Raw genomic sequence first — 13193 nt, forward strand, 5'->3', positions numbered from 1 at the left:
TGCGCTACGCCGCCAACGCGCGTAACGCCCGCGGTGCCCGGCCACGCCGCCGTCGGGCCTATAATTCCGTCCTCCCCAGCTACACGCGAACTCATCGAGATGGATCAGCTCTGCATCGTCACCACCGGCGGCACCATCGACAAGATCTACTTCGACGACAAGTCGGACTACCAGATCGGCGAACCGCAGATCGGCCGCATTCTCGATGAGCTGGGCGTGGCCTTCCGCTACAGCGTGATCCCGATCATCCGCAAGGACTCGCTGCATATCACCGCCAGCGACCGCGAGCTGATCCGCGCCGCGATCGCGGCCCAGGACGCGCAGCATGTGCTGGTCACCCACGGCACCGACAGCATGGTCGAGACCGCCAAGGTGCTGGCCACGATCCCGAACAAGACCATCGTGCTGACCGGCGCGCTCAATCCGGCGCGTTTTCGCGGCTCCGACGCCGAGTTCAACATCGGCACCGCGGTCGGCGCGGTGCAGTCGCTGCCGGCCGGCGTGTACATCGCCATGAACGGGCGCATCTGGGACCCGGCCAAGGTCCGCAAGAACGTCGAAGCCAACCGCTTCGAAGCGATCTGACGACGCCGCCGATCGCGGCCGCGGCCCAGCTGCCGCAATCGGCAAACCACGATGTGTCGCCGCGCACGGCTTGCAGGCCGTGCGCCGGTTCGCCGACGCGGTCGCGCATTGGGTGGCACATCGATTGGGCAATTCGCCTTTGCTGCGGCGCCCGATCGATTAGCATCAGGGGCTTGTCCTACTGTTGCGGTGATCTTCATGCGTCGATTCGTACCGGCCCTGACGGTGTCTGCCCTGGCCTTGTGCACGCTGGCCGCCTGCCAGAAGCCAGCCGAACCCGCCCAGTCCGCCCCCGCGGCGCAGACCGACACCGGCAAGGCGCCCGCCCGCCAGCCCGTCGCCGCCGCGCCCAATCCGCTCGAACCGCCCGAGCGCGTGCTGCGCAACGACGCCATCGGCTACGACGGCTTCAACGGCACCACCGAGGCCGGCACCGTCAGCGCCAAGTTCGGCAGCGACGCGCCGACCATCCGCGGCGCCTGGGGCGGCGAGATGAAAGACAACAACAGCCAGCGTCCCGACGCCAAGTGCTACCTGCTGTATCCGGTGCGCGGCGCGATCACCCACCAGTACGGCTTCCTGATGGGCAGCGACGGCCTGGCCGGCATCGATGTGTACGACCCGAAGGCGCTGGCGCCCGGCGGCGGCCACATCGGCATGAGCATCGACGAGATCAACCAGGCCTACGCCGGCAAGGTCAAGCAAGTGCCCAACCCCAGCTTCGAAGGCGCCGCCTTCCTGCAGGTCGCCCCGCCCGACGGCAAGGACACGCAGCTGACGTTCGAAACCGACGCGCTGGGTAATGTCACCAACTGGCGCATCGCCAAGCGCGCCGCGCTGGAGCCGAACGAAAGCTGCACGCGCTGAGCTAACCCTCCTCGCCGGCTGAGCCTGGTCGGCCGATCCGAACCAGCTGCGCGGCCTCGCGCGGCTGCCTCGCCCGATCGCAGCGCCATGCACCGCATGCGCATTGCTGGCGGGCCAATTTCGCGGGCACGCGCGTCCGCGATCCAATGTCCACGCCTGGCCACCGCCGATAACAAACGCACGCCGCGCGCATGGCGCGGCGTGCGTTTTTCTCGTAACTCATCCGGGTCGGGGTGGGACGAGCGGCGCGACTCAGTTGGCGGATGTTTTGCCGACCTCGCCCAGGAACGCCAGGCCCAGCTTGGCGAACGGCACGCTCGCTGTGGCGCTCTGACCCACCGTCGCCAAGGTGTCGTTAGCGGTGTGGACCTGTTGCAGGTACTGGCCGCTGGCGTTGCCGCCCTCGAAATACATCGCCGCCGGATAGCCCGCGCTGGTCCACGAGGCATGGTCGGAGCAACCGTAAGAACAGGTGTAATCGCCAAGACGCATGCTGCCGCCGAGGTAGGTCGAGAACAGATCCCGCAGCAATTTCTGCAGGTTGGCGTTGGAATAATCGCTGATCACGCGCACGTCCGGCGCGGTGGCGGTGCGGTAGTTGGTCATATCCAGCTGCAACACGCCGACCACATTGACGCCGCGGCTCTTGAAATCATTGGCGATCGCGTTGGAACCGCGCAGGCCGACCTCTTCCGCCGCATAGCCCATCACCTTGATGGTGCGCTGCGGCTTGTAACCGCTGGACAGGGCGATACGCAGCACTTCGGTCAGGGTCGCGATGCCGGAGGCGTCGTCGTCGGCGCCGGGCGCGCGCATGAACTCGCCGCTGCCGCTGTTGGAGATCGAATCCAGGTGTGCGCCGAGCACCACCACTTCGTCGGGCCGCTCATTGCCGCGGATGGTCAGGATCACCGACGGCTGCTGGCCGCAGTTGCTGCAAGCGGTGAACAATTCGGTGCTGACGTCGCTGCGGCCGGCGCCGAGTTCGGCCCAGCGATCGCGGACCCAGAGCGCAGCCTTGCGCCCGTAGCTGGACCCCGCGTAGCGATTAGGCCAATTGGTGGACATCGCCTTGATGCTGGCGAGGATGTTGGCTTCCTTGACCTGGCTCAGCCATGGCGCGACCGTGGCCTGGTTGTCGATCGCATAGTCGGCGAAGGCGATGTTCATCGCCTGCACGCTGCGGTCGTTGCGCATGAACGCCTCGGCTTCGGCGCGGGTGTCGAACGCGAAATAGCCGCCGCAACGCCGCTCTTTCTCGTGCACATGGCGCGACAGGTCGGTGAGCTCATGCGCTTTGAGCTCCGACACCATCAGCGGCGCGCCAGTGACGCCGATACGGGCCGTGGCGTTGCGGGCAAGCGTGCTCAAACCCGCGTCGTGGGTCTGGCGCGAAGTCACTACGTACACCGGCTTGAACGGATCGGGCTGCCCGGCGGCGCTTTGCGCAAAGGCCGGAGCGAACGCCGATGCGCATGCCGCCAGCGATGCCAGGGAAAGGGACAACAAGACAGTACGTTGCACGGCCGGACTCCTTCCAAAATGGGTTCGCGCGCAGGCGACTGCCCGCGGCTTGGACGCGGCACCTGAGCGAGCGGGCGCATCGGTGTCGGCGGATACAGGCTAAAAGCGCGCGCCGGGGCGCGCGGCCGGAAATTCACCGCACGGCGCGGCGCACGCGTGATGGCTGTCGTGGGCGGTGGAAAATCAGACGAGTCCTAATCGAACATCGCCGCCGCGGCATGGGCTGCGCGCCAGCAACCGTCTTGCCGGCCCGCAAGAAAAACCCCGGCACAGGGCCGGGGTCGCGAAGGTGTTCGCCAAGTGCTGAACACGCCGGCGGACCGCGACAGACGCGACCCGCCGCGCGATCAGAAGGTGATGCTCCAGGTGTCGATACGGCCGACGTCGTTGTTGGCGTTGTCGTTGACCCGCAGCTTCCACACGCCGTTGAGCGGCTCGCTGGACAAGTTGAAGGTGAAGGTGCCGCTGACGTTGTCGGCGCTGCCGCCGGTGCGGTTGTGGATGTTGTAGAGCGAACCGTCCGGCGCGACCAGATCGACCTTCAGATCGCCCTTGTAGGTGTGGATGATGCTGACCGAAACGCTGGCGCTGGTCGGCGCGTTGCCGGTGCGGCCGGACACCGTGATCGGGCTGTCCACCGTGGCGTTGTCGTTGATCGCAACGTCGGTGCCGTTGCTGTAGGTCTGGGTGCCCGGACCCGGTCCCGGGCCGGTGCCGGCGGTCTTGCCCAGCTCGCCGAGGAAGGCCAGGCCGAGCTTGGCGAACGGCACGCTGTTGGCCGCCGAGTTGCTCATGTTCGCCATCGTGTCCGACGGCGAATGGATATACGGCGAATAGCCGCCGCTGGAGGTGCCGCCTTCGAAGTAGATCGCCGCCGGGAAGCCCGCCGAGGTCCACGACGCGTGATCGGAACAACCATAGCCGCAGGTGTAGGTGCCCAGGGTGCCGCCGAGGTAGGTCGAGTGCAGATCGCGCAGGAACTGTTGCAGCGCCGAGTTGGAGTAGTCGGTGACCAGACGCACCGGGTTCGGGCCGGTGGTGCGGTAGTTGGTCATGTCCAGCTGCAACACGCCGACCACGTTGACGCCGCGGTTCTTGAAATCGTTGGCGATCGCATTGGAACCGCGCAGGCCCACCTCTTCCGCCGCATAGCCCATGAACTTGATCGTGCGCTTGGGCTTGTAGCCGCTGGCCAGGGCCACCCGCACCACTTCGGTCAAGGTCGCGATGCCCGACGCGTCGTCGTCGGCGCCCGGTGCGTTCATCGCATCGCCGCTGCCGCTGCTGGAGATCGAGTCAAGATGCGCGCCCAGCACGACCACTTCGTTCGGCAGTTCGCTGCCCTGGATGGTCAGGATCGCCGACGGTTGGGTCGAGCAGTTGGTGCAGCCGGTGTAGAGCTCGGCGCTGACGTCGCTGCGGCCGTTGGCGAGCGAGAGCCAGTTGTCCTTGATCCAGGTCGCCGAAGTGCGGCCATGAGTGGAGGCGTAGTAACGGTTCGGATATTGCGTGGACAGATGGTTGATGGTGCCGCGGATGTTGGCCTCGGCGACCTGGCTCAACCACGGGGTGACCGTGGCCTGGTTATCGACGGTGTAGGTCGCGAACGTGTTGTTCATCGCCTCCACGCTGCGCTCGCTGCGCACGAAGGCTTCCGCCTCTTCGCGGCTGTCGAAGGCGACGAAGCCGCCGCAGCGCTTTTCCTTCTCGTGCACGTGACGGGTGACGTCGGTGAGCTGATGGGTCTTGAGCTCGGCGATGACCAGCTTGTCGCCGGCACGGTTGCTGACGCCGCTGGCGCTCTTGGCCAGCGTCTGCACGCCGGCGTCGAAGGTCGCGCGCGAGGTCACGATGTAGACGGGCTTGAACGGATCGTCGGTCGCGTCGGCCGGGCGTGCATGGTCGTGGCCATGGCTTTGTGCGAGGGCGGGCGATACGGCGGCGGCCAGGGCGAGTGCAAGCAGGGCCGGAACGAACTTCACGGGCGTAGAGGCGAGGTGCGGATTCACGAATGGCGCTCCAGGTTCGGCGTCGTCGGCAGATGCTCCGGCATCGGCGCTAGGACGCGGGGTGATGGGAAAACGATCGCAGGGTGCGATCGCCGGAGGACTAGCTGCGCGTGAAAGCGGCGCCGAAACGTGCGTGGGGAAAACGATCCGAGGCGCCCGGTGTTCGACCCTAATCGCGCGCTACCGCATCAACAAGCCACAACCGGTGCGAGCGCACATTCGCGTTCGTGACTTGAGTCATGCAACCGCGCAGTAAACGATTACGGTGCGCACACGCATGCAGGCCGGCCTCTTCGGCCCGCGAAAACTCCTGAATTTTCCGGGTTTCGGCGCTGGAAACACGATGCACATCGCGCACTGCGATGATGCGCCGCACGTCGCGGATTGATGGATGGCTTTCGCGATGGCGGCGTGGATCAGTCCACCATGGTTGACCGGAAAGCGGCGGCATCGCCTTATGTTTTCGATAGCATCGCGTGAATCTTCGTGAGCCGCAGGGCCTGTGCATGCCTGCGCTCGCGATGCCGTCGCGATCGCGGCAACCCTCAAAAACGAACGCCCCCGGCCGAAGCCGGGGGCGCGTTGTCGTTCTCAGCCGATCGCGACCGGCATGCGCCCGCCGCGGCTGCGGCCAAAGCGCAACGACCTTAGAACGTGATGCTCCAGGTATCGATCCGGCCGACGTCGCTGCTCGCGTTGTCGTTGACGCGCAGCTTCCACACGCCGTTGAGCGGCTCGCCGGACAAATTCTTGTTGAAGGTGCCGATGAGGTTATCGGCGCTGCCGCCGGTGCGATCGTGGATGTTGTAGAGCGTACCGTCCGGCGCCACCAGATCGACTTTGATGTCGCTCTTGTAGGTGTGATAGATCGTGACCTGGATCGGCGTGCTCGCCGAGCCGTTGCCGGTGCGGCCGGACACGGTGATCGAACTTTCCACCGTGGCGTTGTCGATGATGGCCACGTCCGTGCCGTTGGTGTAGGTCTGCGAACCGCTGGTGCCGACGGTGACCGAACCGCTCTTGGTGTTGGTGGCGCCGTCGTCGTCGGTGACGGTCAAGGTGACGGTATAGGTGCCCGCCGCGCTGTAGGTCTTGGACGGATTGGCCGCGGTGGAGGTAGTGCCGTCGCCGAAATTCCAGCTGCGCGAGGCAATGGTGCCGTCGCTGTCGGTGGAGGTGTCGGTGAAGTTCACGCTCAGGCCGCTGGCGCTGGAAGTGAAATTCGCCACCGGCGGATTGTTGCCCGGGCCGGTGCCGCCCACGGTGAAACGCACCGCGTTCGGCGTGCCCGGCTTGCCCGAAGCATCGGTGCCCTGCACGTAGACCGTGTGCGGGCCCTGGCTGAGGCCGGTGGTGGAGATGCTGCCGGTGACGTTCTCGTTGCTGCTGTTGAAGCTGCCGTCGCTGGCGCTGAGCGCGATCGGCGTCGCCCCGCTCGCCCACGGCGGCGCGTCCAGATACGCGCGCGCCGAGGCGATGTTCTGCACCGGCTCGGTGCCGTTGCGCTGGCTGAAGAGGCTGTCGTTGATGTTGGCGGTGACCGTCACCGGCGTGCCCGCCGGCACCGTGGCCGAGGACACGTTGACCACCGTGGTGTCCGGGCCGCTGGGCAGCGTGTACGGCGCCCACAGGCTGCGCGCGACATAGCGCAGGGTCTTGAGGTTGTTGGGCAGGGTGGTGCCGGTGAAGCTGCTGCAGCTTTCGAAGAAACTGCCGCCCAGTTCGATCGTGTAACCCGGCACGCCGAGCAGACCGTACATGGTGTCGTCGGTGGTGCCGTCGGTGGCGTACAACTCATCGGACTGCTGCGGGTAGTAGCCGTTGAAATACGCCATGCGCCGGCCGAGCGTGCGCAGACCGCTCATGTTCGGCGCGGGATTGCTGGTGTCGCCCCACGACCACAGCACCAGGTCGGCGGCGCTGTGGATATCGATGAACACGCCCTGCGTGTCTTCGGGCGCGGGCGTGTTGACGTCGTCGGGACGGCGGTCGGCGAAGACGCCGCCGGTGTAGACGCCGTTGCTGCCGCGGGTGCCGGCGACCAGGCGCATCAGGTTCTGGGTTTCCGGATCCGACGCCGCGGTCGGGCCGCGATAGGTCTCCGCGCACTGATTGCCGCTGGAACCGCCCGAGGCGGTGTTCCAGTGATAGGGGAAATTGCGGTTGAGATCGGTGCCGTAGCTGCTGGCGCTGCAGTTGCCGCCGTTGCTGTTGTTGACGTTCTTGCGCCACGAAGCGCCCGCCTCGGCCTTCTTGCGGCCGTCGGGATTGGCCTGCAGCACCAGCTGGAAGGCGAAGTTGTCGAGCAGCCAGGTCGCTTCCGGATCGGTGCCGTAGCCGTTGACCAGGCCTTCGGCGAAACGGGTGACCAGTTCGGCCGGCGCGTATTCGCGCGCGTGGATCGAGCCGAACAGCACCAGCGTGGGCTTGTTCGGCAGCGCGGCGTCGGTGGCGGTGTTGCTCAGCCGCAGCACGCGCATGTCGTAGCCGGTGCCGGCGCTCTGGGTCTTCTGCCAGGTCGGGCCGATGTTGGTGATGCGCGCCAGGTTCGGCTTGGTCGCCGCCAGCGTGTCCATCGTGGAATAGGTTTCTTCCACCGTGCGGAAGCAGGTGAAACCGGGAATGCTCTTGGCGCCGTCCAGGGAACTTTGCAGCGCGCTTTGCAGGCGCTGGAGCCTGGCGGTGGCGTCCTGGTCGATTTCGTACTTGAAGCCGGCGCGGGTCAGCGCGGTCAGGTCTTCAGGCAGAGCCTCAACGCGTACGGTCTTGGCCCGGCGATCGACGTTGAGATGCTGGAAGCGCGAGGCGATGCGCTGCAGTTGCGCGGGATTGTCGTACCTGGCGGTGACGAAGACGGGTTGCTCATCGGCGGCCGCGGCGCTGGCGGACAAAGCCAGCAACAGCGGCAACGCGGCGTGTTGGAAGCGCATTGGGAAACTCTCCATGTACCGGTGCGGTGGGTAGCGACGCGGGGGGGCGTGCTTGGTATCCATGCTGCGGATGAGTTCGAAGCACTGACAAGCACCACTGGGCGCGCGAACGCGGCGCTTTCGTGATGTTCGCAGCAGAACGACGCGGCAAGGATCGATGCGCGAAGCAATCGCGCTTTCGAGCGCAGACGATGCGGGCGATGCAGTGACGGCCTCGAACGCGCGTCGCTTCAGCGCCGGTGCCGCTGCACCAGGAAAAACGCCGCGGCCTTTTGGGCCGCGGCGTTCGGTCGATCAAACGCGGTGGATCAGAACGTGATGCTCCACTTGTCGATGCGGCCGGTATCGATGGTCGCATTGTCGTTGACGCGCAGCTTCCACACGCCGTTGAGCGGCTCGCTCGACAGATCCTTGGTGTAGGTGCCGATGACGTTGTCGGCGCTGCCGCCGGTGCGGTTGTGCAGGTTGTAGACCGTGCCGTCCGGAGCCACCAGGTCCACCTTAAGATCACTCTTGTAGGTGTGGTAGATCGTCACCTGGATCGACGTGCTCGGCAGACCGTTGCCGCTGCGACCGGACACGGTGATCGGGCTTTCGACCGTGGCGTGGTCGGTAATGGCGACGTCGGTTTCGTTCGTGTAGGTCTGCGAACCCGGAGTGCCGGACACCGTGACCGAGCCTGTCTTGGTGTGGGTGGCGCCGCCGTTGTCGGTGACGGTCAGCGTGACGGTGTAGGTGCCGGCGGCGCTGTAGGTCTTGGTCGGGTTGGTCGCAGTCGAGGTCGTGCCGTCGCCGAAGTTCCAGCTGCGCGAGGCGATGGTGCCGTCGCTGTCGGTGGAGGTGTCGGTGAAGGTCGCGGTCAGGCCGCTGGTGGTCGAGGTGAAGTTCGCGACCGGCGGAGTGTTCGGCGTGCCGCCGCCGGAATCCAGACCGTCGATGAACTGCGCGCCGGTGTTGCCCGCGTCGAGCCAGTTGCTCAAACGGGTGCTGGCGGTGCCGCCGCCGGTCCACGAGGTGAACACGCGGCCGTACTGGTCGCTGCGGTTGGTGCCGGTGGCGCTGCAGCTGGACGGACCGCCGTGCAGCTGGCCGATCACGCGCTTTTCAGGGCTGTACAACGGCGAACCGGAAGAACCGGGCTCGGTCACGCCGCCGGTGGGCTGCCACTGCACGTTCAAGTGCGTGGTGCCGGCGCCGCCGCCCCAGGCCACGAACGAAGTCGGGCTGGTGGACAGGCTGATGCGCTTCTCGGCGACGTTGGGATGATGGATGGCGATCGCGCTGGAGAAGTTCTGATCGCGACGGTCCCAGCCGGCCCAGTACAGATTGAACGCCGGGTTGGCCGCGGTGTTGAGTTCCAGCAGGGTGAAATCGGAGTCGGCGTAGCTCGCCTTGACCGTCGAACCGGACTGGTTCTGGCTCATCGAGCCGTCGCCGTTGGCGCCGCTGGCCGGCGTGTTCGGCGCGCGGCAGGTCGAGTTCTGATAGTTCCAGTACACCACGATGCTGGCCGCGGTCGAAGCCGTGGTCATGCCGCAGTGATTGGCGGTCAGGAAGTACATCTTCTTGTCGTTGGCGGTGTTGTTGACCAGCGAACCGGTACACGCCAGCGAGCCGTTCTTCGAGTAGGCCGCGACCGAACGGATGATGTCGCGACGGCCGTCGCCGTCGGGGCAGACCACGTCCACGTTGCACTGACCCGACACGCCCTTCTCGCCGCTGGCCGCGGCCAGACGGCGCGCGAGCGGGCCGAAACCGACGTAGTCGTGGCCGACCTGGCCCAGCTTGAGCTTGAGCTCGCCGAGCTTGGCGCGCGGCACCACCACTTCGATCACCGCTTCCTGGCCCGGCACGATCGCCGTCCACAGCTGGCCCTGCGCGTTGTTGTCGCGCGCGGTGTATTCGCTGATGAGGTTGCGGTCGCCGGCGGCAGCCTGAGTAGCCGGATACACCAGCAGACGGCCGCCCTGCGGCATGTGATATTGCGTGAAGCCGAAGTTCAGCGACAGCGCTTTTTCCGAACGCACGCGCTGACGCCAGATGACGTTGTCGGCATCGAGGTCTTCCCACACGCCCGAGTTGAGCGGGGTCATATCGACCTTGATCGGGAAGGCGAAACGCGGGATATCGCCGCGCTTGTCGCGCAGCAGGTCTTCCGCCTTCAGCTTGGCCACATCGACCGCGGGCATGGCGCGCACGGCGATCTTGTCCACGCTGGAAATATTGTGATGATCGAAAGCCGCCGGGCGCGAGGCCGGCGCGGCGAGTGCGGCGCTGATCGAGAGTCCGAGCAACAACAAGGAACCACAAATGCGTTTCATTGAGTCTCTCCGTCCGTGATTAGAGGCATGAGCCCGACGCCCGGCAGGGCCGGTGCTGGTATGGCGATGGCGTCGGATCAGGCGGTGGGAACTGGATGCTCCAGTATTTGATGCAGGCGATGCCGCATGCTTCCCCTTCAGCGTGCGTTTGCAGCTACCACGCGTGGTGCGGATCGATCAATCATTTGCACCACGGCGCGACTTTGCGGCAGCCGCGTCGCGCACAACAAGACGCAAATCCTCCGAATCGACATCGGATTCGTGCATCGCGTCACGCATACGAGCAAGATTTGTTTCTTCTGAAATCGGTGTATCGAACAGGAAATTGAAACTGAGACATCGCGCGAATTCATAATGCAATGCAGCTCACGATGGACGGGAACTTGCAGGTAGGGTGGCGAGCAGACGCGGCGAAGCGCGCGGCGTTGCGAGGAAAACCTCCGTGATTTCGACGGCTTCGCAGCAGCATGTTGCGCTGCACTAGCGGATGCGCGGGCCGTTGCTTACGGCGCCCGCCGATGCTGTTTTCCGCCAGCCGACGGCTGCTGATGCGATCACCAACCCGCTATCGAACTCTCCCGCCGTCTGCGGGAGCCACGGCCTCGAAGCATTTTCGCGAGCACGAAAAAAAGAACCCCGGCCGAAGCCGGGGTTCTGCTTGCAACGCATCGAACCTCACCCGTTCATCGCGATGCGATGATCCAAGTGAAGACCTGCCTGGATCAGAACGTGATGGTCCACTTGTCGATCTTGCCGACATCGCCGCCGGCGTTGTCGTTGACGCGCAGCTTCCAGGTTCCGTTCAAGGCTTCGCTCGACAGGTTCTTGGTGTAGGTCTGGTTGATGTTGTCGGCGCTGCCGCCGGTGCGGTTGTGCAGGTTGTAGACCGTGCCGTCCGGCGCGACCAGGTCGACCTTCAGATCGCCCTTGTAGGTGTGGACGATGGCGACCGCGATCGGCGTGCTGCTCGCCCCGTTGCCGCTGCGGCCCGACACCACGATCGGGCTTTCCACCGTGGCGTTGTCGCTGATGGCGACATCGGTCTCGTTGCTGTAGGTCTGCGGACCGGTGCTGCCGCCCACCGTGACCGACGCGGTCTTGGTGTGGGTGGCGCCGTCGTCGTCGGTGACGGTCAGGCTGACGGTGTAGGTGCCGGCGGTGGTGTAGGTCTTGCTCGGGCTGGTCGCGGTCGAAGTGGTGCCGTCGCCGAAGTTCCAGCTGCGCGAAGCGATGCTGCCGTCGCTGTCGCTGGAGCTGTCGGTGAAGGCCACCGTCAGGCCGCTGGCGCTGGAGCTGAAGTTCGCGGTCGGCGGATTGTTGACCGGCGGCGTGCCGGTCGAATCCAGGCCGTCGATGAACTGCGCGCCGGTACCGGCCGCGTCGAGCCAGTCGCTCAGGCGCGTCGCCGCGGTGCCGCCGCCGGTCCACGAGGTGAACACGCGGCCGTAGTAGTCGCTGCGATCGGCGCCGGTGGCGCTGCAGCTGGACGGGCCGCCGTGCAACTGGCCCAGCACGCGCTTTTCGGGGCTGTAGATCGGCGAACCGGACGAACCCGGCTCGGTCACGCCGCCGCTGGCCTGCCAGAACACGTGCAGGTGCGTGGTGCCGCTGGCGCCGTTGTAGCCGCTGATCTGGGTGGCGACGGTGGAGTGGCTGATGCGCTTCTCGGCGACATTGGGATGATGGATCGCGGTGGCGCCGGCGAAGTTCTGATCGCGGCGGTCCCAGCCGGCCCAGAACAGGTTGTAGGCCGGGTTGGCGGCGGTGTTGAGTTCCAGCAGGGTGAAGTCGGACGCGGCGTTGGTCGCGCGCACGACCGCGCCGGTCTGCGACTGCGCGAGCGAGCCGTCGCCGTTGGCGCCGCTGGAGGACGAGCCCGGCGCGCGGCAGGTCGAATTCTGGTAGTTCCAATACACGACCATGCTCGAGGCGATCGCCGCGGTGGTCATGCCGCAGTGGTTCGCGGTCAGGAAGTACATCTTCTTGTCGTTGGCGGAGTTGTTCACCAGCGAGCCGGTGCACCACATCGTGCCCTGCTTGGAATACGCCGCGACCGAGCGGATCACGTCGCGATGGCCGTTGCCTTCCGGGCACACCACGTCGATGTTGCAGCTGCCCGACACGCCCTTGGCCTGATCCAGCGCGGCGTCGCGCGCGAGCTTGCTGATGCCGACGTAATCGTGGTTGACCTCGCCCAGGCGCAGCTTGAGTTCGCCGGCCTTGGCCCGCGGCACCACCACTTCGATCACCGCTTCATCGCCGATCACCACCGGCGTCCACAGTTGGCCGTCGGCCTGGTTGTCGGCCGAGGTGAAGCTGCGCACGAAGTTGGCGCTGGAACTGGGGGTCTGGTCGGCCGGATAGATCAACATGCGCGCGCCGGCCGGCAGCTTGAACTGGGTGAAGTGGAAGTTCAGCGTCAGCGCGTTCTTGGATTCGATGCGGGTGCGCCACACCACGTGGTCGGCATCCAGGTCTTCCCAGGTGCCCGAGGTCAGCGTGTCGATGTTCAGCGGCAGCGCGGTGGCGAAGCGCGGCACTTCGCGGCGCGCGGCGCGTTGTACGTCCTCGGCGCGCAGCTTGGCGACGTCCACCGCCGGCATGCTGCGCAGGGCGATGCGGTCGATGCGGGAAATGCGCGCGTTGTCGAACGCGGCCGGGCGCAGCGCCGGGCCGGCGATCGCGGTGCCGATCGACAGGGCGAGCAGGCCCAGGGTCAGGGTGAATCGTTTCATGTCTGTCTCCGTCCAGTGGGGAATGCAGGCGATGGTTTGCCGCGCATCGGCGTTGCCGGCGATGCGCGGCTTGGTCTTGCAGGGGCTGCGTGGGCGACGGCCCGCGCCGCCGCAGTCCGGCCCGAGGCGGAACCGGCTGCGACGGCAGGGGCGGCGACGGTCCGCGTCCGGACCGGCGCCTGTCGCCGCGCCCGCCGATGCACGACGGGACGACACGCGGGT

Annotated in this window: 8 protein-coding genes; 2 read left to right on the top strand and 6 right to left on the bottom strand. The window is 66.2% G+C overall.

The window, feature by feature from the left end:
* The first annotated feature begins 99 nt into the window (after positions 1-99).
* Complete coding sequence (locus LG3211_RS17285; protein ID WP_057943907.1) at positions 100-585, top strand: asparaginase domain-containing protein; 486 nt, start codon at positions 100-102, stop codon at positions 583-585.
* A 198-nt stretch (positions 586-783) separates the two neighbouring features.
* Positions 784-1452 carry a hypothetical protein gene (locus LG3211_RS17290; protein WP_148648978.1) on the top strand — a complete coding sequence of 223 codons (669 nt, stop codon included), beginning with the start codon at positions 784-786 and terminating at the stop codon, positions 1450-1452.
* A 252-nt stretch (positions 1453-1704) separates the two neighbouring features.
* On the opposite strand, the gene LG3211_RS17295 is transcribed toward LG3211_RS17290, so the two are convergent.
* The 6 genes from LG3211_RS17295 to LG3211_RS26830 all read right to left on the bottom strand — a co-directional run bounded on the left by LG3211_RS17295 (position 1705) and on the right by LG3211_RS26830 (position 12971).
* The gene (locus LG3211_RS17295; RefSeq protein WP_148648979.1) at positions 1705-2976 is read right to left on the bottom strand and encodes a M20/M25/M40 family metallo-hydrolase; all 1272 of its coding nucleotides are present in this window, start codon (positions 2974-2976) and stop codon (positions 1705-1707) included.
* Positions 2977-3323: 347 nt separating this feature from the next.
* On the bottom strand, positions 3324-4985 hold the full coding sequence (locus LG3211_RS17300; RefSeq protein ID WP_148648980.1) for a M20/M25/M40 family metallo-hydrolase: 1662 nt from the start codon (positions 4983-4985) through the stop codon (positions 3324-3326).
* 169 nt (positions 4986-5154) lie between these two features.
* Positions 5155-5436: a hypothetical protein gene (locus LG3211_RS25860; protein WP_148648981.1), complete on the bottom strand. Its 282-nt coding sequence runs from the start codon at positions 5434-5436 to the stop codon at positions 5155-5157.
* 196 nt (positions 5437-5632) lie between these two features.
* Entirely contained in the window at positions 5633-7915 is a 2283-nt protein-coding gene (locus LG3211_RS17305) for a M14 family zinc carboxypeptidase (RefSeq protein WP_057943911.1), read from the bottom strand.
* 308 nt (positions 7916-8223) lie between these two features.
* Positions 8224-10236: a proprotein convertase P-domain-containing protein gene (locus LG3211_RS17310; protein ID WP_057943912.1), complete on the bottom strand. Its 2013-nt coding sequence runs from the start codon at positions 10234-10236 to the stop codon at positions 8224-8226.
* 722 nt (positions 10237-10958) lie between these two features.
* Positions 10959-12971 carry a proprotein convertase P-domain-containing protein gene (locus LG3211_RS26830; protein WP_057943913.1) on the bottom strand — a complete coding sequence of 671 codons (2013 nt, stop codon included), beginning with the start codon at positions 12969-12971 and terminating at the stop codon, positions 10959-10961.
* Between the last annotated feature and the right edge of the window lie 222 nt (positions 12972-13193).

Source organism: Lysobacter gummosus, from assembly GCF_001442805.1.
Taxonomy (GTDB): Bacteria; Pseudomonadota; Gammaproteobacteria; order Xanthomonadales; family Xanthomonadaceae; genus Lysobacter; species Lysobacter gummosus.